The following is a 23,919-nucleotide window of genomic DNA, read 5'->3' as shown; positions in this document are numbered from 1 at the left end:
GAGCAGCGTGAGCAGCGCACTGACCGCACGGAACAGCGTGAGCAGCGCGAGCAGCGCACTGACCGCGCCGAGCAGCGTGAGCAGCGCACTGACCGCACGGAACAGCGTGAGCAGCGCGAGCAGTCCGACTCGGGTGACCAGCAGCGCGAACGCCGCGACAACACCCGTGGACGCCGTGAAGACAACAACGACGGCGACGACACCGGCAACCGCCGTAATCGCCGCAACCGTCGTGACCGCAACGACCAGAACGACCGGAGCGACCGCCGCGGCGGTCAGGACAGCCGTGACGGCAACACCCGCAGTGACCGTTTCCGCGACCGCAACGAACGCCGTCGTGGCCGCGCGCAGGGACCGGACGTTGACGACGTCGAGGTCACCGAGGACGACGTCCTGCTGCCCGTGGCAGGCATCCTGGATGTACTGGAGAACTACGCGTTCATCCGTACCTCCGGCTACCTCCCCGGCGCGAACGACGTCTATGTCTCCCTGGCACAGGTCAAGAAGTACAACCTCCGCAAGGGCGATGCCGTTGTTGGTGCCATCCGCGCACCGCGTGACGGTGAAGACCGCAGCCAGCAGTCGGCCCGACAGAAGTTCAACGCGCTGGTTCGCGTAACTTCGGTCAACGGCAAGACTCCGGAGGAACTCAAGGACCGCGTCGAGTTCGCAAAGCTCGTTCCCTTGTACCCGTCCGAGCGCCTGCGCCTGGAAACGGACCCCAAGAAGATTGGCCCGCGTGTCATCGACCTCGTGGCTCCGATCGGCAAGGGCCAGCGTGGCCTGATCGTCTCCCCGCCGAAGGCCGGCAAGACGCTCATCCTGCAGTCCATCGCGAACGCAATCACCACCAACAACCCTGAGGTCCACCTCATGATGGTGCTGGTTGACGAACGTCCCGAAGAAGTCACGGACATGCAGCGCACGGTCAAGGGTGAAGTCATTGCTTCCACCTTCGACCGTCCGGCCGATGACCACACCACGGTTGCCGAACTCTCCATCGAACGCGCCAAGCGCCTCGTGGAAATGGGCATGGATGTTGTAGTCCTCCTGGACTCGATGACCCGCCTGGGCCGCGCCTACAACCTGGCAGCACCGGCTTCGGGCCGCATCCTCTCCGGTGGCGTGGACTCCGCAGCCCTGTACCCGCCCAAGCGGTTCTTCGGCGCAGCCCGCAACATCGAAAACGGTGGCTCGCTGACCATCCTGGCAACAGCCCTGGTTGAGACCGGCTCGAAGATGGACGAGGTCATCTTCGAAGAGTTCAAGGGCACCGGCAACATGGAGCTCCGCCTGTCCCGCCAGCTGGCGGACAAGCGCATCTTCCCGGCTGTGGACGTCAACGCCTCCGGCACGCGCCGCGAAGAGAACCTGCTCTCGCCTGAAGAGGTCAAGATCATGTGGAAGCTGCGCCGCGTCCTTTCCGGCCTGGAGCAGCAGCAGAGCCTTGAGCTGCTAACCAACAAGATCCGGGAGACGCAGAGCAACGTCGAGTTCCTCATGCAGGTCCAGAAGACGACGCTCGGAGCGAAGTCGGACAACGACAAATAGCTGTGCTCTAACCGCTCAAAATATGCTGGCCCCACCCGTGGCCGGCATATTTTGAGCGGTCGTTGTTTAAACGGAATTCCTGGCCCAACAGCAACGCGGGGTCAGATATGGCCCATGTCGGCCCAGTGAATGGGCCTTAAGTGACCCCGCGTTGCAGTTATTAGACTTGTAGAAGTCGAAAGAGGTTTGAAAATGTTTGAGTCCGTACAGGGATTGCTTGACGAGCATGCTGCCATTCAGGCGCAGTTGAGTGATCCTGCCGTTTATGCCGACCAGTCTGCTGCCAGGAAGTTGGGGCGGCGGTCCGCGCAGCTGCAGGGCATCGTGGAGGCCTACAACAAGTGGCGCGGGCTCAATGATGATCTGGAAGCGGCCAAGGAGATGGCTGACGAGGATCCGGACTTTGCTGCAGAGGTTGAGCAGTTGGAGGAACAGATCCCTGCGGCCCAGGAGAGGTTGCGCCGCCTGCTGATCCCGCGCGATCCGGACGATGCCCGAAACGTCATCCTTGAAGTGAAGGGTGGGGAAGGTGGCGATGAGGCTGCCTTGTTCGCCGGCGATCTTCTGCGCATGTACATGCGTTACGCCGAGTCCCGTGGCTGGAAGACCGAGATGATTTCCGCCACCGAATCCGATCTTGGTGGCTACAAGGACGTTGCCGTCGCCATCAAGGGCAACTCAAACGACCCCGCGCAAGGAGTTTTTGCGCGGTTGAAGTTTGAGGGCGGCGTCCACCGCGTCCAGCGTGTTCCCGTGACTGAATCCCAGGGCCGCATCCACACCTCGGCAGCCGGTGTCCTGGTGCTTCCCGAGGTCGATGAGCCCGAAGAACTGGAAATCAACCAGAACGATCTCAAGATCGACGTCTACCGTTCGTCCGGCCCGGGCGGCCAGTCCGTGAACACCACCGACTCTGCCGTTCGCATCACGCACTTGCCCACCGGCATTGTCGTGGCCATGCAGAACGAAAAGTCGCAGCTGCAGAACCGTGAAGCGGGCATGCGCGTTCTTCGTGCCCGCCTTCTGGCACACCAGCAGGAGCAGATTGACGCCGCCAACTCGGAGCAGCGCAAGTCCCAGATCCGCACCATGGACCGTTCGGAGCGTATCCGCACCTACAACTTCCCGGAAAACCGCATTGCGGACCACCGCACCGGTTACAAGGCCTACAACCTTGATGCCGTGATGAATGGGGATCTTGAGCCGGTCATTCAGTCCGCGATTGAAGCCGATGAGCAGGCACGGCTGGATGCAATCGGCGAATAGCCGGTCGCAGGGCACCTCAATCTTCAGCAATCAGGGCTAATCCATGACGTTTTACCCAGGCCAGAGCCTCGCGGACGCAGTTCGCGAGGCTACTGCCGTTTTGTCCGACGCCGGCGTACCAAGTCCGCGCGTGGACGCTGAGTTGCTGGCCGACCACCTTCTCGGAGTAGGCCTTGGCCGTCTCCGTGCAATGCTGCTTGGCGACGCTGCCGCTCCCGACGGTTACGGCGAACTGGTGCAGGAACGGGCAAGCCGTGTTCCCTTGCAGCACATCACCGGCGTCGCGTATTTCCGACACCTCGAATTACGCGTCGGCCCCGGCGTCTTCATTCCCCGGCCGGAGACTGAATCAGTAGTCCAGCTGGTCATCGACCACGTGGCCGGCATGCGGGAACCCAAAGTGGTGGACCTCGGCACAGGTTCCGGCGCCATTGCGGGCTCAATCGCCCACGAGGTGCCCGGAGCCCACGTCCACGCCGTGGAATACAGCACGTTTGCGCATGCTTGGGCAGCTAGAAACCTTGAACCCTTGGGGGTTTCGCTTGTCCAGGGCGATCTCAGGGATGCGCTGCCAGAGCATAACGGAACCTTCGACGTCGTCGTCTCAAATCCGCCCTATATTCCTGCCGATGCGATTCCCACGGAGCCTGAGGTTGCGCTCCACGATCCTCCCGAAGCGCTGTACGGTGGGGGAGCGGACGGCATGGAACTCCCGACGGCGGCAGCGGCCTCTGCGGCGCGGCTCCTGAAACCCGGGGGCTACTTCGTGATGGAACACGCGGAGGTCCAGGCACAGTGGATCGCGGGTATGCTGCAACGCGCGGGACGTTGGCAACAGATCACCACACACTTTGACCTGAACGGCAAAGAACGTGCAACCAGCGCGATACTGGCAAGGGTCGCGCCTGATGAGTGAAAGAATAGCGCTGTGACCACAACCTACAACTGCACTTCCGAGGACCAGCGTGCTGAAGGACTTCAGCACGCCCAGCGCGCCATCAGCGAAAAGAAGTGCATCGTGATGCCCACGGACACCGTCTATGGGATTGCTGCCGATGCCTTTTCGCCTCTGGCCGTGACCATGTTGCTCGCCTCCAAGGGACGCAGCCGGCAGATGCCTCCTCCTGTCCTGATTCCCCGCATTAATGCCTTGGACGGGCTGGCCACCGAGGTACCCGCCGACGCGCGCGCCTTGGCACAGGCTTTTTGGCCTGGGGGACTGACGTTGATCCTGCATGCCCAGCCCTCGCTTGACTGGGATCTTGGTGACACAAAGGGCACCGTCGCCCTCCGTATGCCTGATGACCACCTTGCCTTGGACCTCCTGGGCATGACGGGCCCGCTGGCCGTATCTTCGGCAAACCGTACGGGCCAGGAAGCCGCACAGACAGCTTCGGAGGCCCGACTGCAGCTGGCCGAATCGGTTGAGGTCTACCTTGAAGGCGGCTTCCGCCCGGTCAAGGGTACGGCGGCGCTTCCCTCCACGATCGTTGATGCTACGTCCACGCCCTTCCGCGTAGTGCGCCAGGGGGCCATCGAACTGGAACGCCTCCGCGAGATCGTCCCCTCGATCCTCGGCATTGGCGAAAGTGTTGAAGCGCCCGCTGCGGAGGGTGAGCCGACAGCCGCAACAGAGGCGGCCGCCGTCGTCGAGGATTCAGAGCCAGCAGGCGAGGCTGTGCCCAACGAAGACGCTGCGCCCAACGAAGACGCTGTGCCCAACGAGGAAGCTCTGCCCGAAACGGTGAAGCCCGAGGCCCCCAGCGAAGCCAAGCCCGAATGATTCCAGCACGCCAACGCGTCCCCGTCCTTGACGTCGACGCCACTCCGATGCGCGTCCAGGAACTTCTTGACGCCATGGGTGGCCTCCTCGCGGCCGGAACCACCAGCACTGTTGTAGGACACAATCTCCACAGCGTCACCTTGATGCATTCACGGTCCGATGTTCGCTCGGTCTATGAGAACAGCTCGATCGTCCTCCTTGATGGTGCTCCTGTAGCCATGCTGTGGGGATTGGCCCACAAACGGCAACTGCAGCCCATTGGTGAGGGAACCATGGCCTACCGGCTCGGTTCCATGGACTGGATTCCTGAACTCGGAAAGATTTCCGGGTTGCAGAGGATTGCGGTCATCGGCGCGGGCCGTGAGGCCAATACCAAGGCAGTTTCCGCATTGGCTTCAATCGTTCCAGGGGCAAGCGTGGAGGGAATGCCAGGCGAAGCCTGGGATGAGGCCTTGGAAGTTGCCGTGCTGGACTGGCTGAACTTGTTCCGGCCCCAACTCGTTTTGCTGGGGCTGGGGATGCCCCTTCAGGAAACGGTCCTGCATCGCCGACTCGAACAGTTTCCACCCGCGGTCTACTGTGCGGTCGGGGGAGCGATAGAACAGCTTGCCGGCGTCCAAAAGCTTGCCCCCCGTTGGTTGGGCCGCTTGGGCCTTGAATGGGCCTGGCGCCTGGTGCTGCATCCCGGCAGGGTCGCCTACAGAGTTTTCGTTGAACCTTGGAAGCTGGCCGGCCTGCTGCTTCGGCGCCGTTTCCAACCATCCAAGACCAAAGGCAATTAAATGACGTCCCAAGCTGTCGTGGTCGCTGTCGTAGTGACCTTCAACCGGCGTGAACTCCTCCAGACCACTTTGGAAGGAATTACGGGTGGCACGCAGGTTCCCGACGCGATCGTCGTCGTGGACAACGCCTCCACCGACGATACCGCCGAATTCCTGAAGGATTACCAAGGTCCGGTGCCTACCGACGTCGTTCGCTTGAGCGCCAACGTGGGCGGTGCCGGGGGATTTGTTGTGGGTATGGAACGTGCCGTACTGGACCACCATGCCGACCACGTGTGGATCATGGATGACGACACAGAGCCGCAGCCTGCTGCGCTCCGTGAAGCGCTGGATGCCTCCGAGGCCTACCGGCAGGAAACCGGGGAGGCTCCGGCGTTCATCGCGAGCCGCGTTGTGTGGACCGATGGCCGGGACCACCCCATGAACCGGATGCGGCCCCGGATGGGCGCGACCGAGGACGCCCGCAGCGCAGCTGCCCGGATCGGAGCAACGCAGATCCGGAGCGCCTCATTTGTGTCAGTGCTGATCCGTGCCGAAGAGATCAAACAGCATGGGCTTCCCATCGCCGACTACTTCATCTGGAACGACGATCTTGAGTACACGGCCAGGATTTCCCGCGAGGGGACAGCCTTGACCACCAATGCATCCGTGGCGAACCACCACACGAAGGTCTTTGGCGACGCGGGAGCGGATCCAGGCCCACGCTTCTATTACGAAGTGCGCAACAAGCTCTGGGTCTACACCCGCTCCAATGCTTTGGCGCCATGGGAGAAGATCCTGTTCACCGGAGCTTCGTTGCGCAACTGGACCCGGACCATCGCTGCCTCTTCCAACCGCAAAGTACTGTTGGGCGGGCTCTATAAGGGCCTGCGCCACAGCCTCAAGGCGCCGCGTTCCAACGAGCAAGTACTTGACGGAATCTACTCCTTGCGTGATGTGCGGGAGCCTGTCCGGTAGCAACCAGGCAGCCCGGGCCCAGCGAAATCAAGCTGCGGCCTTGCGGCTGCGTCAGAGGGTGGTCACGGCCATTGGCATTAGTATCGTGACTAGAGTCCACGAAAAATCCCGCAACATTCGGCACAGCCGGTGCAGGCATGGCGACGGAGTAGTTCCATTTATCCACAGACAGAATTCCACACCCCGAGCTGCCCTGAGTCGCCCCTCTTTGCAGCGCATCCGGGAGTCGCCCCGTGATCATGTACCTGCTGATGGCACTGACAGCTGCCATAGTGGCTTACGCGGGGACCTGGGGCGCCCGCGTTGTTGGAAACAAGCTTCGCTTGTACCAGCCCATTCGAAGCCGTGACATGCATTCCGCCCTGATTTCCAAGCTTGGTGGCCTGGGGATCTTCGTAGGCTTTTTCGCCGCACTGGTGGTGGCGTCCAATTCGTTCTTCGTCAAGGACATCTTCAGGCACAACGATGCGCCGTGGGGGATCCTGGCCGGTGCCGTAGTGATCGTGGCCGTGGGGGTAGCTGACGACATCCTTGACATCCGCTGGTGGATCAAACTTCTCGGGCAGGGCGCGGCTGCTTTCATCGTGGCCATTTGGGGCGTGCGGATGTCCGTGGTGCCGTTCATTCCCGACCCCATATTTCTCGACTCCGAAGTGGTCCAGATTGTCCTCACAGCGGGCTTGATCGTCACCACCATGAATGCCGTCAACTTCATTGACGGACTGGACGGTTTGGCGGCTGGAGTGGCCATCATCGGTGGCGGAGCGTTCTTCCTCACTGCCTACTGGGTCCACCGGAACAACCCATCCACGGACAACTCGGACCTCGCGACACTGCTGATGGCCATACTCGTGGGCAGCTGCCTCGGCTTCCTGCCCCACAACTGGTTCCCCGCCAAGATCTTCATGGGCGACTCCGGGGCCATGCTGATCGGTCTGCTCATGGCCTCCGCGGGCGTCGTCGCCACGGGGCAAATAGGTTCGGGGCTGTACGACCGCGCCAACGGTATCCCCACGATCGTTCCCATCCTGCTGCCCTTCGCGGTCCTCTCCCTTCCCCTGCTGGACCTGGGTATGGCGGTTGTCCGGAGAACCGCCAGGGGACAGTCACCGTGGTCGGCCGACCGAGGGCACCTCCACCACAAGCTGGTGGACCTTGGCTACTCGCACCGCACCGCCGTCGTGATGTTGTACGTGTGGACCTGCATCCTGGCCTTCGGTGGCGTCGCCTTCGCGGTGTTCCCTTGGCAGGTGGTGCTGATCGTGGTGATTGCCGCTGCGCTGGTCATGGCTGCAGTCACGGCGTGGCCCTACTTCACCAGGAACTCGACGCGGCCGGGGCAGCAGTAGATGACGGCCGGTTAGAGTCACAGTTCTATCTCATGTAGAATTCTTACTGCGGACAGTCACTCGCCCGTAAACCCCACTTTGAGAATATGGCACCTGTGCCACGAGGATTGGTATCCCCATGACATCCAACGCCGATTCCGGACGCCCGTCCGGTAAACGTGCTGTTGGATCTGTTGGCGGCCAGTCTTCGCTGTGGCTTCGGCTGCTGGCTCTCAGTGCAGCCTCAGCGGCCGCCGGTACTGCCGTCACCTGCGTGATCGCAACCTTCTTGAACGGCGGCCAGGGCGCGCTCTCAGCAGCATTCGGTGCCGCGCTGGTCATGCTTTTCTTCGGCATCAGCCTCCTGATCGGCCACTTCGTTGGCCGGAACAATCCTTCCGGCGCTGTCGGCCTCTTTGTTGCGACGTATTTCATCAAGGTCGTCGGATTCGCTGTAGTGCTGTTTGTGCTTGGAGCGCCGGACTGGCTCCACGCCCGGTGGTTCCTGATTGGCGCGGTGGTAGCCGTTGTCTTCTGGCAGGCCGCGGAAATCTACGGTTTCAGCAAAGCCCGACTCCAGATCTATAACGATCCCGCCGAGCCGAAGGGTGGTCCGGATGTCTCCGCGTAAACGGTATTCCCGACCATCGCTGAATGCTCAGCAACCTGCCAACCGCAATGAAACCGCTGAGGCCGGAAGCGATGGCGGATACAACGCCGGCATCGCCGTCTTCAGCTACATCATTGGCGGGATCATTCTCTGGAGTTTGATAGGCTGGGGTCTGGATAATCTGTGGGGGACCCGCTGGATTGTGCTCCTTGGCGCTCTGCTGGGAGCCGCAGGAGGGTTCTATCTTTCCCATATGCACGGCCTCACCAGGCAAAGCTCCTCTTCTGGCGAGAGCAACGCAGACAGCGGTCCGTCCACGGACGGGGACAGTAATGCCAAATAATTTCACATGGAAAATGGATGCGTGCAACGCTTCCGGATTCCAACCAATGCCCAATGATGGACACAGCAGAGAGGAAACGCGTTGATCGCGCTTGCGCTCCCCGCCCAGGATTCGGGGTCCTTCACCCCACCCGGAATCGACGAAATGCACCTGCCGGCAATCCTGCCTTGGGGTGCGCACGACGGATTCTCCAAGCAGATGCTGCTGGTGATTCTTTCGGTCGTCATTATCGCTACATTCTTCATCCTCGCTGCACGTAAGCAGCAGCTGGTTCCCGGCAAGCTGCAGTTCGCAGGCGAGATGGCCTACGGCTTCGTCCGCAACAGCATCGCCAAGGACATCATCGGCGGCAAGGACTTCATCAAGTACGTCCCGCTGCTGTTCAGCCTGTTCTTCTTCATTCTGGTGAACAACATCTACGGCGCCATCCCGGTGATCCAGCTCCCGAGCTTCTCCCACGTTGGCGGCGCCTACGTGATGGCCGGCATCGTGTACGTCACCTGGATCGCGATCGGCCTGAAGAAGAACGGACTCAAGTACTTCAAGCTCGCTACGGTTCCGTCCGGCGTGCCGTGGTACATCCTCCCGATCGTTGTTCCGATCGAAATCATCTCCAACTTCCTGGTCCGCCCTGTCACGCACAGCCTCCGTCTGTTCGCGACCATGCTGGCTGGCCACTTGATCGTGATGCTCGCCGGTTCAGGCATCGAGTTCCTGGTCATGCAGGAGAACGTGCTGCTCAAGGGCGCATCGGTCCTGGTCCTCGTAGGTGCCATCGCCATGTACATGCTTGAGGCATTGATCATGGCACTGCAGGCCTACGTATTCACCCTGCTGACTGCGATCTACATCGAAGGCGCCCTGCACGCCGACAGCCACTAAGGCTCCCAAACACTTCCCCTTGCGGGGATGAAGCAACCCAAACAACCTGCCGCACGGGCGGCATCTTGAAAGGAAGAAAAAATGGAAGGCACCATCAACGGCTCCCTCAACCTCATCGGCTACGGTCTTTCGGCCATCGGCGGTGGTATCGGTGTGGGTCTCGTGTTCGCCGCGTACATCAACGGTGTTGCACGTCAGCCGGAAGCTCAGCGTGTGCTGCAGCCGATCGCGTTCCTCGGCCTGGCACTGACTGAAGCTCTTGCCATCCTCGGCCTGGTCTTCGCTTTCGTTCTTTCCTAGTCCTAAGAACCAAGCGAATCCAAGCACGAGTAGATAGGACGGGTGAAATATGAATCAGCTGATCATCTCAGCCGCCACTGAAGGCGAGGCCAAGGGCAACCCGCTTATTCCCAATGTCTGGGAAATGGGCGTTGTCCTCGTCGGCTTTGCGGTCCTCATGTACATCGTGGTCAAGTTTGTTGTCCCGATGTTCGAGAAGACGTTCGCAGAGCGTGCCGAAGCAATCGAAGGTGGCATTGCAAAGGCCGAAGCGGCTCAGGCAGAAGCCTCTGCAGCTCTGGAAGAGTACAAGCAGCAGCTCACTGATGCCCGTGCCGAAGCCAACCGCATCCGCGAAGAAGCACGCGCCGAAGGCGCACAGATCCTCGCGGACCTGAAGGCCAAGGCTGCTGCAGAGTCTGCACGCATCACCGAGCAGGCACACGCAGCCATCGAATCGGAGCGCCAGGCAGCTGTTGTCTCGCTCCGCTCCGAGGTCGGCACCCTGGCCACGACGCTTGCCGGACGCATTGTTGGTGAAGCACTCACCGACGACCAGCGCGCCGCCCGCGTTGTTGACCGCTTCCTGGCAGATCTGGAGACCCAGAGCGCAGGTGCAGCTAAGTAATGGCAGGTATATCGAGCGAATCGCTGACCACAGCACTGGCGCAGCTGGAAGCCAAGCTTCCCTTCGCCTCGCTGCAGTTGGCTAAGGACCTCTTCGGAATCCTGGGAACGGTGGACAGCTCGGCTGGCTTGCGCCGCGCCCTGACTGACCCGTCCCGCACCGGAGACGAGAAGTCGGCGTTGGTCAAGCAGCTGGTTGGCGGGAAAGTCTCCGCTGATGCAGCTGAAATCGCAGGCGGATTGGCCAGTTCACGCTGGGCATCGGCACGCGATATCGGCGATGCACTCGAGACCCTTGCCGCCACGGTGGTCATTGCCGTAGCTGAAAACAAGTCGGCCGTTTCTGCCTCCGGTATCACGGGGCTGGAAGAGCTGGAAAACGATCTGTTTGCCTTCAACCAGGCCGTCGCCTCCAGCCACGAAGTACAACGTGCTCTGTCCGAGCCGCAGGCATCGCCTGCGGCGAAGATTGCACTGGCCGAGAAACTTGTTCCTGGCAGCAGCGAGGAAGCAAAGGTTCTCATCAGCCAGGCAGTGACGCAGCCGCGCGGTGTCAAGCCGAGCAAGCTCGTCGAGTCATTCGCCAAGCTTGCAGCCAAGCGCCAGCAGCGCTGGATTGCAACTGTCAGCGTTACCCGTCCGTTGACGGAAACGCAGGCCAGCCGTCTGCAGGCCGGGCTTGATGCCCTGTACGGTCGCGAACTGAAGGTCAACGTCAACGTTGACCCCGCACTGATCGGTGGAATCCGTGTCCAGGTAGGTGACGAAGTACTTGATGCTTCGGTTATTGCCCGCCTGACCGAACTCCGCCGTCAGCTCGCTGGCTAGCAAAGACAAAGCACAACTTAACTGATATAAAACCCGGTCATCGTGAGCAACGATGATCACGAAAACAGGAGAGCAGGGACTGCAGATGGCCGAATTGACCATCAACGCCGACGACGTCCGTAATGCGTTGAACGAGTTCGCGGCGTCCTACGAACCCGGTAACGCAGAGCGCGTAGAGGTTGGTCGTGTGACCACCGCAAGTGACGGCATCGCCCGTGTTGAGGGTCTTCCCTCGGTCATGGCGAACGAGCTGCTTCGCTTCGAAGATGGCACGCTGGGCCTGGCCCAGAACCTTGACGTCCGCGAGATCGGTGTCATTATCCTCGGTGACTTCACCGGTATTGAAGAAGGCCAGGAAGTTCACCGTACCGGTGAAATCCTGTCCGTTCCGGTGGGCGACGCCTTCCTGGGTCGCGTTGTCGACCCGCTGGGCCAGCCCATCGACGACCTCGGCGAGATCAAGGCCGAAGCCACCCGTGCACTGGAACTCCAGGCTCCGGGTGTTACCGAGCGCAAGTCGGTTCACGAACCGATGCAGACCGGCCTCAAGGCTATCGACGCCATGATCCCGATCGGCCGTGGCCAGCGTCAGCTGATCATTGGTGACCGTCAGACCGGCAAGACGGCAATCGCCGTCGACACCATCATCAACCAGAAGGCCAACTGGGCTTCCGGTGATGTCACCAAGCAGGTTCGTTGCGTCTACGTTGGTGTCGGCCAGAAGGCTTCCACCATCGCAGCCGTCCGCCAGACCCTTGAGGACCACGGCGCACTGGAGTACACCACCATTGTGGCGTCTCCGGCTTCGGACCCCGCTGGCTTCAAGTACCTGGCACCGTACGCAGGCTCGGCCATCGGCCAGCACTGGATGTACGGCGGCAAGCACGTTCTGGTGATCTTCGATGACCTGTCCAAGCAGGCCGAAGCCTACCGTGCCGTCTCCCTGCTGCTGCGTCGTCCGCCGGGACGCGAAGCCTACCCGGGTGACGTCTTCTACTTGCACTCCCGCCTGCTGGAGCGTTGCGCAAAGCTCTCCGACGAGCTTGGTGCAGGTTCGATGACCGGTCTGCCGATCGTTGAGACCAAGGCAAACGACGTCTCCGCCTACATCCCGACCAACGTGATCTCCATCACCGATGGCCAGATCTTCCTGCAGTCGGACCTCTTCAACGCCAACCAGCGTCCCGCTGTTGACGTTGGTGTGTCTGTCTCCCGCGTTGGTGGTGCTGCACAGGTCAAGTCCATGAAGAAGGTCTCCGGTACCTTGAAGCTGGACCTGGCACAGTACCGCGACATGCAGGCATTCGCCATGTTCGCCTCTGACCTGGATGCTGCTTCCCGTCAGCAGCTGACCCGTGGCGCACGCCTGATGGAACTGCTGAAGCAGGGCCAGTACTCGCCGTTCCCGGTGGAGAACCAGGTCGTATCCATCTGGGCCGGTACCAACGGTTACCTGGACGACGTTCCGGTTGAGGACATCAGCCGCTTCGAGTCCGAGTTCCTGGAGCACCTGGCGCACAAGTCCTCCATCCTGACCACGCTGGCTCAGACCAACGTTTTGGATGACGACACCGCTGCAGCTCTGAAGGAAGCCATTGTTTCCTTCAAGAAGGGCTTCTTCGGCGAGGGCGACAACCACCTGGTTGGCGCCGGCCACGAAGAGCACGCAGCGATCTCCGGCGGCGACGTCGACCAGGAAAAGATCGTCAAGCAGAAGCGCTAGTTCCGAAAACCTGCCCTGCCGGGGTCCGCAAGGACCCCGGCAGGGCAGCACATCGGGAACTTAGGAAAGGATAAGTATGGGAGCCCAGATTCGGGTCTACCGTCAGAAGATCAGCTCGACGACGTCGATGCGCAAGATCTTCAAGGCGATGGAACTGATCGCTACCTCGCGCATTGGTAAGGCCCGCGCCCGCGTAGCAGCTTCACTGCCCTACGCAAACGCGATTACCCGCGCCGTTTCTGCTGTCGCAACTCAGAGCGAAATCGACCACCCGCTGACCACCGAGCCGGAGCAGATCCGCCGCGCCGCCGTCCTGATCATCACATCGGACCGCGGCCTTGCAGGATCCTACTCCGCAAGCGTGCTCAAGCAGGCTGAAGGTCTCACAGAGCTTCTTCACGCAGAAGGCAAGGAAGTCAAGGCGTACCTCGTTGGCCGCAAGGCGCAGGCGTACTTCGATTTCCGCAACCGTTCCTACGCCCGCGTATGGACCGGCGGCACGGACGCACCGGAATTCGAAACCGCGCAGGAAGTCGGAGCTGCTCTTCTCGAAGACTTCTCCACCGACTTTGAAGAGGGTGGAGTGGACGAAATCCACGTCGTTTACACCCGTTTCAAGTCCATGGTGACGCAGGAGCCCACGGTGATCCGTTTGCTCCCGCTGGAGGTCGTCGAAGAGGAAGCAGCCTCGGAAACCGAGCTGCTGCCGTTGTACGAATTCGAACCGGAAACGGAACAGGTGCTTGACGCCCTGCTTCCGCGTTACATCGAGTCCCGCATCTTCGCAGCCATGCTGCAGGCCGCTGCTTCCGAGCTCGCAGCCCGCCAGCGTGCCATGAAGTCGGCTGGTGACAACGCTACGGAACTGATCAAGAAGTACACGCGCCTTCGCAACACGGCCCGCCAGGCCGAGATTACGCAGGAGCTTTCCGAAATCGTTGCCGGCGCCGACGCACTCGCGTCCTAGCCTGCACCGGATTCGGTTCCAAGCCCTACCTGCAACAAACAGATAAACTTAACCCCACGCCATCTACTGAGTGAAGTGAGAGAGATGACTGCCACTGCTACCGAACACGTAGCAACGGCCGGTGCCACCGGCCGCATTGCCCGTGTTATTGGTCCGGTTGTCGACGTCGAATTCCCGGCTGACGCAATCCCCTCGATTTACAACGCTCTGACCACTGAGATCACTCTCAACGGTCAGACCAAGACCATCACGTTCGAGACCTCCCAGCACCTGGGTGACAACCTCGTCCGCGCCATCTCCCTGCAGGCAACCGACGGACTCGTCCGCGGCACCACCGTGCAGGACTCCGGCGCTCCGATCTCCGTGCCCGTCGGCGACGGCGTCAAGGGCCACATCTTCAACGTCCTCGGCAAGCCGCTGGACGTCGAAGAGTCCGAGATCAAGGCCGACGCCTACTGGCCGATCCACCGCAAGGCGCCGAACTTTGCTTCCCTCGAGGGCTCCACGGAGATGCTCGAGACCGGCATCAAGGTCATCGACCTTCTCACCCCTTACATCAAGGGTGGAAAGATCGGCCTCTTCGGCGGCGCCGGCGTTGGCAAGACCGTTCTGATCCAGGAAATGATCACCCGTGTTGCCCGCAACTTCGGTGGTACTTCCGTGTTCGCCGGTGTTGGCGAGCGTACCCGTGAAGGTAACGACCTCTGGGTTGAAATGGAAGAGGCAGGCGTTCTCAAGGACACCGCCCTTGTGTTCGGCCAGATGGATGAGCCGCCGGGAACGCGTCTTCGCGTGGCCCTGTCCGCACTGACCATGGCGGAGTACTTCCGCGATGTCCAGAACCAGGACGTGCTGCTCTTCATCGACAACATCTTCCGCTTCACGCAGGCAGGCTCGGAAGTTTCCACGCTGCTCGGCCGCATGCCGTCCGCCGTGGGCTACCAGCCGAACCTTGCTGATGAGATGGGTCTGCTCCAGGAGCGCATCACCTCCACCAAGGGTCACTCCATCACGTCGATGCAGGCCATCTACGTGCCGGCTGATGACTACACCGACCCGGCTCCGGCCACGACCTTCGCACACCTCGACGCGACCACGGAACTTTCCCGTGAAATCGCCTCCCGTGGTCTGTACCCGGCCGTTGACCCGCTGACGTCGACTTCCCGTATTCTGGACCCCCAGTACATCGGCAAGGATCACTACAACACGGCTGTACGTGTCAAGCAGATCCTGCAGAAGAACAAGGAACTCCAGGACATCATCGCCATCCTCGGTGTTGACGAACTTTCTGAAGAGGACAAGATCGTCGTGTCGCGCGCACGTCGTATCCAGCAGTTCCTCTCCCAGAACACCTACACCGCCAAGCAGTTCACCGGCGTCGAAGGCTCCACTGTGTCCATCAAGGACACCGTTGAAGGCTTCACCGCTATTTGCGACGGCGAGCTGGACCACATCGCAGAGCAGGCGTTCTTCAACGTCGGCGGCCTGGATGACGTCGAGCGCAACTGGGCCAAGATCCAGGAACAGACCAAGTAGTATGGCTGAGCTCGAGGTTGAGATTGTCGCGGCGGACCACTTCGTGTGGTCCGGAGCGGCCAAGATGGTGAAGGCCCGCACCAGCGATGGTGAAATCGGAATCCTGCCGGGCCACTCGCCCCTTCTGGCCATCATGGCCGAGGGTGAGCTGGCAATCCAGCCGGTTTCCGGTGACCGGATTGCAGTAGTTGTTGACGGTGGATTCTTCTCCGTGGACAACGATCGCGTGGTCATTGTTGCTGACAACGCCAAACTGGGCGAAGCGGCTACAGCGGGGATCCGATAGCACGACCTTGATGGACGATTCCCTTATTCCGTTCATCGCCTTGGCAACAGCGTTCACGTTGCTGATCATTTCACTGTGCCTCCTGGGGGTGCGCCGCTTCAATCTGCGGCGCGCCCTCGGCACGATCGACGCCTCCATTTGCACGGCTGGAAACAGCTGGCAGATGGGGGTTTGTCGTTATCAGGACAATGATCTTGAGTGGTTCCGCTTGATGTCCTTGAGCGTTGTTCCCAAACACAAGTTCAAACGCAGCTCGCTGGAGCTCCTGGGCCGCCGCCAACCGACGGAGGACGAGCTCGTCAGGGTGCAGCCCGGCGTCGTGGTGGTTGAACTGCAGTACGAGGGCAAGAAGTTCATGCTGGCCATGAACTTCGACGCTTATGCCGGACTCTCCTCTTGGCTGGAGGCCGGGCCGGTCATCGGCGTCGGTACCTGGCGTTAGGCGTTATGGACTTCCTTTTGGACGTCAGCCTTGTAGCTGGGCCCTTCCTGTGGATCAGTATCGCCTGCGGAGTGGTTGGGGGAGCCTACCTCCTCTGGCGACGTCGGCGGTCCTGGATCCTGGTGGTCGTGGGCTCCTTGCTGGTCGCCATCGGTTTGGTGACCCTGGTGCACTGGATCCTGGTGGACCTTATGGCGGTGTTCTCGGAAAACCTTCCGTTCGAAACGGTGGCGTGGTCCGTGCCGGCCGTGGCGGCCATTCTGCTTGGTGTTGCCCGGTTTGCCCATAATTCCGGGCGGGGCCGCGTGCTCAGTGTGCTGGCCATGCTGGGCGTTATTTTGCTGAGTGTGGTCCAGGTGAACCTCTACTTCGGTTTGAACAACACGGTGGCCGACCTTTTAGGTACGTCCGTCGCGCGCATCCAGCCCCTTGAACAGGGCCTCAAACGCTCCGCCAACACCGCCCCGGGCCCCTGCCGTCCGCGTGGAAAGCCCCGGACTCAATGCCCGCAAATGGCATCCTGCGCAAAGCCGCCATCCCCGGGACAGTGTCCGGATTCAGCGCGCGGGACGCTTTCGTCTATCTGCCACCGGCGTATCAGGCCTCGCCCCGTCCAATCCTGCCCGTGCTGGTGCTCTTCGCAGGACAACCAGGCGGTCCCGCAGACTGGTTGACCGGCGGGCAGTTGCGGGCCCAACTTGACCGATTTGCCGAGGCCCACGGAGGTATCGCCCCGGTCACCGTAGTAGTTGATCCGAATGGATCCAGCAGCGCCAACACCATGTGCATGGACAGCCGGATAGCCCCTGCGGACACGTACCTTTCCCAGGATGTCACCGCCTGGATTTCGCAAACCCTGGACGTTTCCACCGATCATAAACAGTGGGCCGTGGGCGGATTCTCCTTTGGCGGAACATGTGCCATGCAGATGGGAACGGAACACCCTGAAATTTTTCCCTCGGTGCTGGCCTTCTCCGCAGAACGGGAACCCGCCTTGGCCAAGGACAGGAACAAGACAATCGCAGACTCGTTCGACGGCGATGTGGCGGCTTTCGAATCAAGGACGCCTTTGGTGTTGATGCGGGAACGCAACTTCGCAGGCAGTGGCGTGTACTTTGCGGCAGGCGCCACCGACAACGAATTCACCAACTACATGCACGAACTTGCCGAAGCCGCCAAGAGCGCAGGCATGCACACCGAAGAACACACGATCCGGAATGCGGGCCATTCCTGGGATGCCGTGGTCCGGGGGATGCCGGAGGGCCTTGAGTTCCTGGCCATCCGCTGGGGGCTGCAGAAGTGAGCCTTGCGGTAAAGGGTGTCATCCTTCCGGCCTTGAACCAGGCTGGAAAGCATGTGCGGGGAACTCCCTTCACAGTGGGTGTTCTCGGGCTGTTCGTGGCCGTGTCCATCGCTTCCGGCAGTTTTGTCAGTGGGCCACCCGACTCCTGGCTAAGCGTGGCAGGGGTAAGCCTGAACGGTCTGAAAGCCGGCGAATGGTGGTCCATCTGGACTTCGCTGTTCTTTACCACCAACCCGTTGGCCTATGTCACCGCTGTCCTGATGATCCTGTTCCTCCTGGGCCTCGCAGAACGACGGTTGGGATCGCTGAAAACGGCGGCTGTGTTCTTTGGCAGCCAGTTTGCCAGTGTGTCTGCGTTCTTGTTGGTCACCCAAGTGGCCCGGTCTTCGGACGACGGCTGGCTGGCCCGAATGGCTGAAACCCGCCTGATTGGACCGTATGCCGCCATCCTGGCCACGAGTTTGGCCGCCAGCGCGCTGCTTCCCATGCTCTGGCAACGGCGACTGCGGACGGTGGTTCTCTCCATCTCCTTGCTCCTGCTGCTGTACGTGGGCCACGCGGAAACCGTGGTGGGCTTCCTGGGAGCGCTGATTGGTCTTGCGGCCGGTTGGTGGACGCAAAGCAATCAAGGTCATCTACACCTGCACAGGTCCACAGGCAGGGAAGTACGGAACCTGTTGTCTTTGACGATGGCAATTTTTGCCGTCGGACCCATTGTGACCGCTGCGGCCAAGAGCCCGTCAGGTCCGCTGGCTTTGCTCCGGGACGTCATTCTCAATCCCATACCTACGTTGGGCCAGCTTGAGAGCAACTGCGGGGGAAGCATCGATGCTTCCTGCCTGGAAGCTGTCCGGCAAGGCTACACTGGCCCCTTTGGCCTGGCCTTGGCAGTCGTGCCCGTGGTGCTGCTCCTGATCTGCGCTGACGGAATGCGGAGGGGACGACGGCTGGCCCTGGGGATAGCTATCGGTGTGCAATTGGTAGTGGTGGCGTTGTCGACTGTCTACCTTGGTCTTTTTGCCACCATCCCGAGGCCGCAGGGCCGCTCCCACGTGGGGATGATGAACTCGGCGGTAGTCCACCTCATTCCGCTGGTGCTGGTTCCTCTAATTCTCGCGGTGCTCCTGTTCGCTTGCCGGGGTCATTTCCGGGTTGTCTCCTCGGAGCGTCTCCGGCGAAGGGTGTTCTGGTTCGTTGGCCTGACAGGGGTGGGGCTTGGCCTGGCCTACAGCATCGTGTGGCTTTCCTCGGGCGGAATGTCCAGGGACGGAGGACTGCTCGGTCTGGCAGCGGAGCTCGCCAGGCAGTACCTTCCCGTTCCCCTTCCCGGGGTTTACCGGAAGGTCTTTGCCGAGCGTGACGTCCTTGAAGTCTTCCTCTTCTCTTATTCCGGCACGGTGTTCTGGCTGGTCGCTTTGGTGGGGGTATGGATACTTTTCGTCCGCGGGCACCACACCGGAGGACGTAGTCACCAAGCGCGCGAGCAAGCCCGCAGCCTGGTAAAGGCCGGTGGCGATTCTTTGTCGTGGATGGCGCTGTGGGAACCGAACAAGTATTGGTTCACTCCGGACCGTACCGGGGGAGTGGCCTACCAGCAGCACGGGCATGTGGCGTTGACATTGGCGGGTCCGCTCGGACCGGCCCGGAATCATACGGCGACAGCTACCGGTTTCCTGGGGTACTGCTCACAGCATGCCCTGATCCCGTGCTTGTACTCCTGTACCGACGAGCTATGGCCCATGCTGCAGGCGCGCGGCTTCCGCCGGGTGGCCGTCGCGCAGGAAACGCGGTTACGGATCCGGGACTTGGAATTCCGGGGCAAAGAATGGCAAAACGTCAGAACCTCCCTGAACCGTGCTTCCAAGTTGGGCATCACTGCACGATGGAGCCGATTCTCCGAACTGCCGCACGGGATGCGCGCCCAGATCAGTGAGGTCTCGGAGGAATGGGCAGCCCAGAAGAAGATTCCCGAGATGGGCTTCACCTTGGGTGGCCTGGATGAACTCGAGGATGACGAGGTGTTGTGTGGGGTGGCGGTGGACGAAGCCGGCTTCGTCTACGGTGTGACCAGTTGGCTGCCGGTCTTTGAGGACGGGAAGGTGGTCAGCTGGACCCTGGACTTCATGCGTCGGCGCGGCGATGCCTTTCCCGGCGTGATGGAGTTCCTGATTGCCTCGGCTGTTCTCCACTTGCGCGAATCGGTGGAAGTGATTTCTTTGTCGGGCTCGCCGCTGGCCCGGGAGAAGGGCGAGATTGAACAACAGGCCAAAGGCTTGGCCGGTTTGCTGGACGTTGTCGGGCAAGCCTTGGAACCCGTTTATGGGTTTAGGTCGCTGGCGTCCTTTAAGTCACGATTCCAACCTGAGTACAGGACCTTGTACATGTATTACCAGGACCCGCTCCACTTGCCGGCAATGGGACGCGCACTGAGCCGGGCATACCTACCGGGCTTGTCCGTTCGTCATTCTGCAAGGCTGCTGCGGACTTTGGTTGGTTGAATTTTCAATCCTTTTATCCTGACGCGTTGTTGTCTTTCTTCATGATTAGTAACACCCACTGTCGTAATAGGGTCAGGGGCTGAGGTATTGCCGTGCTTAAACACGTTGACCCCGGCTCGAAAGCCGGGGTCAACGCGTTTGTCGCTTCTGCGGGAAGCAGAAATCAACGGGTAAGACTAGACGACGGTAACGCCGGTGGCCTGCGGGCCCTTGGCGCCCTGGCCGATCTCGAACTGAACGCGCTGGTTCTCATCGAGGGTCTTGAATCCACCGGTCTGGATCTCGGAGTAGTGAACGAAAACGTCCCCATCCGAGTCATCCGGGGTGATGAAGCCGAAGCCCTTTTCAGCGTTGAACCACTTGACGGTTCCCAGTGCCATGTATTTCTCCTCATTATGGAACTTCAGTCCGATACACTTCGTACCGGCCTTGTTACTCCGCGAGAAGACCTGAATTCCTTTCCAGGCGGGCCTGGCTGGATTCGCAGGAGCTTCACGCTCGCAACTCGTCTTGCGAGCATGAAAACCACCTACACAAAGACTGCTACAACACTTTCATGTGCCCTGCCGGAGGTCAACGGTGTTTTGGGTAATTCGGGAAAAATTTAGGTAAAAAGAAGGTAACGCGGCGCTGGGTGCAATTCACGTGCAGGGCTTGGCTAGGACAACCATTGTCCGTTTCGCATCACGCCTGTGAGTTCGAGATCCTCATTGGTGACAACGACGTCGGCGCGCAGTCCGCGTCGCAGCCCGCCTATCTCGTCGGACAGGCCCAGGACCGCTGCCGGTACCGCCGTCGCGGAACAAATGACGTCCGGAAGTGCGACGCCGGCAGCCACCGTTTTGCGGACGACGTCCAGGAGGGTGTCGGTGCCCCCTGCTATGGAACCTGTGGCGTCTAGGGTGGCCACGCCATTGCTGACGGTCACCGGGGATGGCCCCAGCATGTAGCTGCCGTCAGACAGGCCGGCCGCGGCCATGGAGTCAGTGACGAGGACGATGTTGCTTGCTCCCACCAGTTGGAAGACGGTGGCAACTGTGCTGGGAGCCAGATGGGTTCCGTCCGCGATCAGTTCCACGACCGCCTTGCCCTCCTGGGCCATGCGAAGGCAGGCGGCAACAGGGCCCGGTGAGCGGTGGTGCATCGGAGGCATCCCATTGAAAAGGTGGGTGACGGTGGGAAGCGAGCTCACGCCGTCGAACCCTGCTGACTCCAGCCCTTCGCGGGCGGCCGCCAGGGACGCCGTCGCCGTGGCGTCGTCGCAGTCGGTGTGGCCAAGAGAGGGTGTGACGCCGTGCGAGGTCATGAGGTCCACGAGGCCTGCGGCGCCCGGGAGTTCCGGTGCATACGTCATGGTGGCGAGTTTCCCGGCCGCGGCACCCACCAGCTCGTTCATGAGCTCCAGGTCGGGATCCAGCAGGTAATCAGGATTCTGCGCCCCGCAGCGTGCATGGGAAAGGAACGGACCCTCCAGGTGGATTCCAGCTACGAGCCCTTCCTCCACCAACTTCACGTACAGCTGTATGCCTCGGAGGAGGTCTTCACGGGGAGCAGTGACCATGCTCGCCAGGAAGGTTGTGGTTCCGGAACGATGCAGGAAATCGACGGCCCTGCGGGCGGAGGCTTCTTCCCCGCCCGGGAAATCGCCGCCGTTACCGCCGTGGCAGTGGACATCGACCAGGCCGGGGATGAGGTAGCTCCCGCTTGGCACCCCCAGACGGATCGCCCCCTCGAAGCCCTCGAAGGCTTCGGCGTCGAAGCCGTCGGCGGGACCGGCGTAGGCTATCCGGTCACCTTCGATGGCCACCAGGCCGTCTTCCACCACCTCGCCGTCGCTGACAAGCGTTCCTTTGATGATCTGATGGCTTGGCGCGGACGAGGAAGCAAAGCGGGTGGGGGCAGTCATGGTTCTGATTCTAGTGGCCTGTGGCACACCCGCCCCGGGAAGGCCTCAGAAGAGTCGGGACTCGCTGTCATCCACTCCGCGCATGGCGTCATAATCCAGGGTGACGCAATCGATGCCCCGATCATTGGCCAGGACTTTGGCCTGGGGCTTGATCTGCTGAGCGGCAAAGATTCCCCGTACCGGCGCCAGCAGCGGGTCCCGGTTAAGCAGCTCCAGGTAACGGGTGAGCTGTTCGACGCCGTCGATGTCGCCACGGCGCTTGAGTTCGACGGCGACTGTGGCGCCACTGGCGTCGCGGGCGAGGATGTCCACCGGGCCGATGGCCGTGAAATACTCGCGGCGGATCAGCGAGTAGCCGGCTCCCAGGGTCTCGATCTGCTCTGCCAGAAGGCGCTGGAGATCCGCTTCCACGCCATCCTTGATCAGGCCGGGATCGATGCCGAGATCGTGGGAGGTGTCATGGATCTGTTCGTAGATGTTGATGATGAGCCGGTCGTCGGTTTTGGCCGACTGAACCGTCCACTGCTCCACTACGCCTTCTTCCACTTCGGTCTCCTCCGGGGAGGTAACGCGGAGCGTCGCGGGCGGGCTCATCCAGTTCAGCGGCTTGTAGGAGCCGCCGTCGGAGTGCACCAACACCGAACCGTCCGCCTTGACCAGCAGGAGCCTGGTGGCGAGGGGGAGGTGGGCCTTGAGGCGGCCGACATAATCAACAGAACAACGGGCTATCACGAGTCGCACCCGCCCCACATTACCGCCTGCACCCGGGTCTCTGGGGCAGAATGGAGGTATGCCCCGCTCCAACCGTCCTCGTCGCAACGCGTCCAGCACACGCTCCGGCAACGCTGGAGGCAAATGGACCGAACCGGTGCCCGAGCTTGACCTGGAGCGGGCCCGGGCGGGGATCGCCCGGCGGGAGAGTGCTCCGGACGGCGACTGGATGGTCCGGACCATGACGGCCAAGAAGGCCGAAAAGGAATACATCTGCCCGGGCTGCTCCACGGCTATCCTGCCTGGCATCGCCCATTTGGTGGTGTGGTCCGACAACCATCTCTTTGGGCAGGCGGCCGGATTGGCTGAACGCCGCCACTGGCACACCAATTGCTGGACTTCGCGGACGTACCGCTACCGCTGAGCGGACTGACCGCTACCGCAGATGCGTTTAGGCTTGAAAGCATGACTTTCGACCCCGCATCGTTCGTTTTCACCCCACAGGACGCGCCCTCGGAGATCCGTGCTTCAACAGTGCTCCCCGCGAAACGCGAGAATGTGGAGTTCACAACCGAGGACGGCAAGATTTTGCTGGGCGAGCTCGCGCTGCCGGAATCAGGGGAAATCACGGCCACCTTGATCACCCTCCACCCGCTGCCCACCCACGGCGGCTTCATGGACTCCCATGTCTACCGCAAGGCCTCGTACAGGCTCCCTGCCTTGGCCGGCGTAGCGGTTCTTCGCTTCAACACCCGCGGTACGTCATCGCCGCGCGGGACAAGCGAAGGGCAGTTCGAAGAAGGCCTGGGGGAGCGGTATGACGTCGAGGCCGCCGTGCGCTTCGCTGTTGAACGCGGCCTGCCTAACCGCTGGCTGGTGGGATGGTCCTTTGGGACCGAACTTGCCCTGATGTACGGCGCTGTGGAGCCGGTGGCCAGCAGCGTCGAAGGAGCCGTGCTGTTGTCCCCGCCGCTGCACCGGGCCACGGATGTCCACCTCAAGGAATGGGCCGCGTCCGGCAAGCCGCTGACCGTTTTGGTGCCAGAACATGATGACTATCTCCAACCGGCAGAAGCAGCCCGGCGGTTCGGCCTGGTACCGCAGGCTCGGGTTGTCGGCGTCGACGGCGCCAAGCACCTTTGGGTGGGCGAGAAGTATGCGGCGCGCGTCCTGGATGAAATTGTCGACGACGTTACTCCGGCGGGTGCAGGCGTGGACGGCCTGCCACGAGAGTGGGCGGGGCCGGTCGCGAGTGCCTGACCGGTCGCCAGTGCCTGACCGGTCACGGGTGCCTGACCGGTCGCCAGTGCC

The 23,919-nt window shown here is 61.5% G+C and carries 25 protein-coding genes; 22 read left to right on the top strand and 3 right to left on the bottom strand.

From position 1 onward, the window contains the following. The 20 genes from rho to PJL15_RS06140 form a co-directional block, all read left to right on the top strand. On the top strand, positions 1 to 1,551 hold a 1,551-nt coding region (gene rho / locus PJL15_RS06235; RefSeq protein WP_281450320.1), incomplete at its 5' end, for a transcription termination factor Rho. Between the two features lie 192 nt (positions 1,552 to 1,743). Beyond that, positions 1,744 to 2,817, top strand: coding sequence for a peptide chain release factor 1 (gene prfA / locus PJL15_RS06230; RefSeq protein ID WP_281450319.1), 1,074 nt, complete (start codon positions 1,744 to 1,746; stop codon positions 2,815 to 2,817). A gap of 43 nt (positions 2,818 to 2,860) precedes the next feature. After that, positions 2,861 to 3,733, top strand: coding sequence for a peptide chain release factor N(5)-glutamine methyltransferase (gene prmC / locus PJL15_RS06225; RefSeq protein WP_281450318.1), 873 nt, complete (start codon positions 2,861 to 2,863; stop codon positions 3,731 to 3,733). Positions 3,734 to 3,745: 12 nt separating this feature from the next. Then, entirely contained in the window at positions 3,746 to 4,600 is an 855-nt protein-coding gene (locus PJL15_RS06220; protein ID WP_281450317.1) for an L-threonylcarbamoyladenylate synthase, read from the top strand. Further along, positions 4,597 to 5,382 (top strand): WecB/TagA/CpsF family glycosyltransferase, encoded by a 786-nt coding sequence (locus tag PJL15_RS06215; RefSeq protein WP_281450316.1) that lies wholly within the window; start codon positions 4,597 to 4,599, stop codon positions 5,380 to 5,382. The genes PJL15_RS06220 and PJL15_RS06215 overlap by 4 nt, the downstream gene beginning before the upstream one ends. After that, on the top strand, positions 5,383 to 6,339 hold the full coding sequence (locus tag PJL15_RS06210; RefSeq protein WP_281450315.1) for a glycosyltransferase: 957 nt from the start codon (positions 5,383 to 5,385) through the stop codon (positions 6,337 to 6,339). A 233-nt stretch (positions 6,340 to 6,572) separates the two neighbouring features. Beyond that, positions 6,573 to 7,688: an MraY family glycosyltransferase gene (locus PJL15_RS06205; RefSeq protein WP_281450314.1), complete on the top strand. Its 1,116-nt coding sequence runs from the start codon at positions 6,573 to 6,575 to the stop codon at positions 7,686 to 7,688. Between the two features lie 118 nt (positions 7,689 to 7,806). Continuing rightward, positions 7,807 to 8,298 (top strand): hypothetical protein, encoded by a 492-nt coding sequence (locus tag PJL15_RS06200; RefSeq protein ID WP_281450313.1) that lies wholly within the window; start codon positions 7,807 to 7,809, stop codon positions 8,296 to 8,298. Beyond that, positions 8,285 to 8,620 (top strand): hypothetical protein, encoded by a 336-nt coding sequence (locus PJL15_RS06195; RefSeq protein WP_281450312.1) that lies wholly within the window; start codon positions 8,285 to 8,287, stop codon positions 8,618 to 8,620. The genes PJL15_RS06200 and PJL15_RS06195 overlap by 14 nt, the downstream gene beginning before the upstream one ends. Positions 8,621 to 8,701: 81 nt before the next feature. Beyond that, a complete protein-coding gene (atpB, locus tag PJL15_RS06190; RefSeq protein ID WP_281450311.1) occupies positions 8,702 to 9,502 on the top strand; it encodes a F0F1 ATP synthase subunit A in 801 nt (266 codons plus the stop codon). 81 nt (positions 9,503 to 9,583) lie between these two features. Then, positions 9,584 to 9,802, top strand: coding sequence for an ATP synthase F0 subunit C (atpE, locus tag PJL15_RS06185; protein ID WP_011775261.1), 219 nt, complete (start codon positions 9,584 to 9,586; stop codon positions 9,800 to 9,802). A 49-nt stretch (positions 9,803 to 9,851) separates the two neighbouring features. After that, positions 9,852 to 10,409: a F0F1 ATP synthase subunit B gene (locus PJL15_RS06180; RefSeq protein ID WP_281450310.1), complete on the top strand. Its 558-nt coding sequence runs from the start codon at positions 9,852 to 9,854 to the stop codon at positions 10,407 to 10,409. Then, a complete protein-coding gene (locus PJL15_RS06175; RefSeq protein WP_281450309.1) occupies positions 10,409 to 11,236 on the top strand; it encodes a F0F1 ATP synthase subunit delta in 828 nt (275 codons plus the stop codon). The genes PJL15_RS06180 and PJL15_RS06175 overlap by 1 nt, the downstream gene beginning before the upstream one ends. 85 nt (positions 11,237 to 11,321) lie before the next feature. Next, positions 11,322 to 12,959: a F0F1 ATP synthase subunit alpha gene (gene atpA, locus PJL15_RS06170; protein ID WP_281450328.1), complete on the top strand. Its 1,638-nt coding sequence runs from the start codon at positions 11,322 to 11,324 to the stop codon at positions 12,957 to 12,959. Between the two features lie 76 nt (positions 12,960 to 13,035). Continuing rightward, complete coding sequence (locus PJL15_RS06165) at positions 13,036 to 13,926, top strand: F0F1 ATP synthase subunit gamma (protein ID WP_281450308.1); 891 nt, start codon at positions 13,036 to 13,038, stop codon at positions 13,924 to 13,926. 84 nt (positions 13,927 to 14,010) lie between these two features. Continuing rightward, entirely contained in the window at positions 14,011 to 15,462 is a 1,452-nt protein-coding gene (gene atpD / locus PJL15_RS06160) for a F0F1 ATP synthase subunit beta (RefSeq protein ID WP_281450307.1), read from the top strand. Between the two features lies 1 nt (position 15,463). Next, the gene (locus PJL15_RS06155) at positions 15,464 to 15,748 is read left to right on the top strand and encodes a F0F1 ATP synthase subunit epsilon (RefSeq protein WP_018776341.1); all 285 of its coding nucleotides are present in this window, start codon (positions 15,464 to 15,466) and stop codon (positions 15,746 to 15,748) included. Positions 15,749 to 15,758: 10 nt separating this feature from the next. Continuing rightward, positions 15,759 to 16,190 carry a DUF2550 domain-containing protein gene (locus PJL15_RS06150; RefSeq protein ID WP_281450306.1) on the top strand — a complete coding sequence of 144 codons (432 nt, stop codon included), beginning with the start codon at positions 15,759 to 15,761 and terminating at the stop codon, positions 16,188 to 16,190. 502 nt (positions 16,191 to 16,692) lie between these two features. Further along, positions 16,693 to 17,493: an alpha/beta hydrolase gene (locus PJL15_RS22625; RefSeq protein WP_348651475.1), complete on the top strand. Its 801-nt coding sequence runs from the start codon at positions 16,693 to 16,695 to the stop codon at positions 17,491 to 17,493. After that, complete coding sequence (locus PJL15_RS06140; RefSeq protein WP_281450327.1) at positions 17,475 to 19,991, top strand: DUF2156 domain-containing protein; 2,517 nt, start codon at positions 17,475 to 17,477, stop codon at positions 19,989 to 19,991. The genes PJL15_RS22625 and PJL15_RS06140 overlap by 19 nt, the downstream gene beginning before the upstream one ends. Before the next feature lie 176 nt (positions 19,992 to 20,167). Here PJL15_RS06140 and PJL15_RS06135 read toward each other — a convergent pair whose 3' ends face one another. From PJL15_RS06135 to nucS, 3 genes are all read right to left on the bottom strand, one after another. Then, positions 20,168 to 20,371, bottom strand: coding sequence for a cold-shock protein (locus PJL15_RS06135; RefSeq protein ID WP_018776337.1), 204 nt, complete (start codon positions 20,369 to 20,371; stop codon positions 20,168 to 20,170). Positions 20,372 to 20,649: 278 nt separating this feature from the next. Continuing rightward, complete coding sequence (nagA, locus tag PJL15_RS06130) at positions 20,650 to 21,897, bottom strand: N-acetylglucosamine-6-phosphate deacetylase (protein WP_281450305.1); 1,248 nt, start codon at positions 21,895 to 21,897, stop codon at positions 20,650 to 20,652. A 45-nt stretch (positions 21,898 to 21,942) separates the two neighbouring features. Continuing rightward, positions 21,943 to 22,638, bottom strand: a complete 696-nt coding sequence (gene nucS, locus PJL15_RS06125; protein WP_281450304.1) for an endonuclease NucS — start codon at positions 22,636 to 22,638, stop codon at positions 21,943 to 21,945. Between the two features lie 49 nt (positions 22,639 to 22,687). Here nucS and PJL15_RS06120 point away from each other — a divergent pair, with 49 nt between their 5' ends. Continuing rightward, positions 22,688 to 23,032, top strand: coding sequence for an ATP/GTP-binding protein (locus PJL15_RS06120; RefSeq protein ID WP_281450303.1), 345 nt, complete (start codon positions 22,688 to 22,690; stop codon positions 23,030 to 23,032). A gap of 41 nt (positions 23,033 to 23,073) precedes the next feature. Next, complete coding sequence (locus PJL15_RS06115) at positions 23,074 to 23,868, top strand: alpha/beta hydrolase (RefSeq protein WP_281450302.1); 795 nt, start codon at positions 23,074 to 23,076, stop codon at positions 23,866 to 23,868. Positions 23,869 to 23,919 lie beyond the last annotated feature (51 nt).

Source organism: Paenarthrobacter nitroguajacolicus, from assembly GCF_029952445.1.
Taxonomy (GTDB): Bacteria; Actinomycetota; Actinomycetes; order Actinomycetales; family Micrococcaceae; genus Arthrobacter; species Arthrobacter nitroguajacolicus_B.
This window is presented reverse-complemented; position numbering and strand designations above follow the sequence as displayed.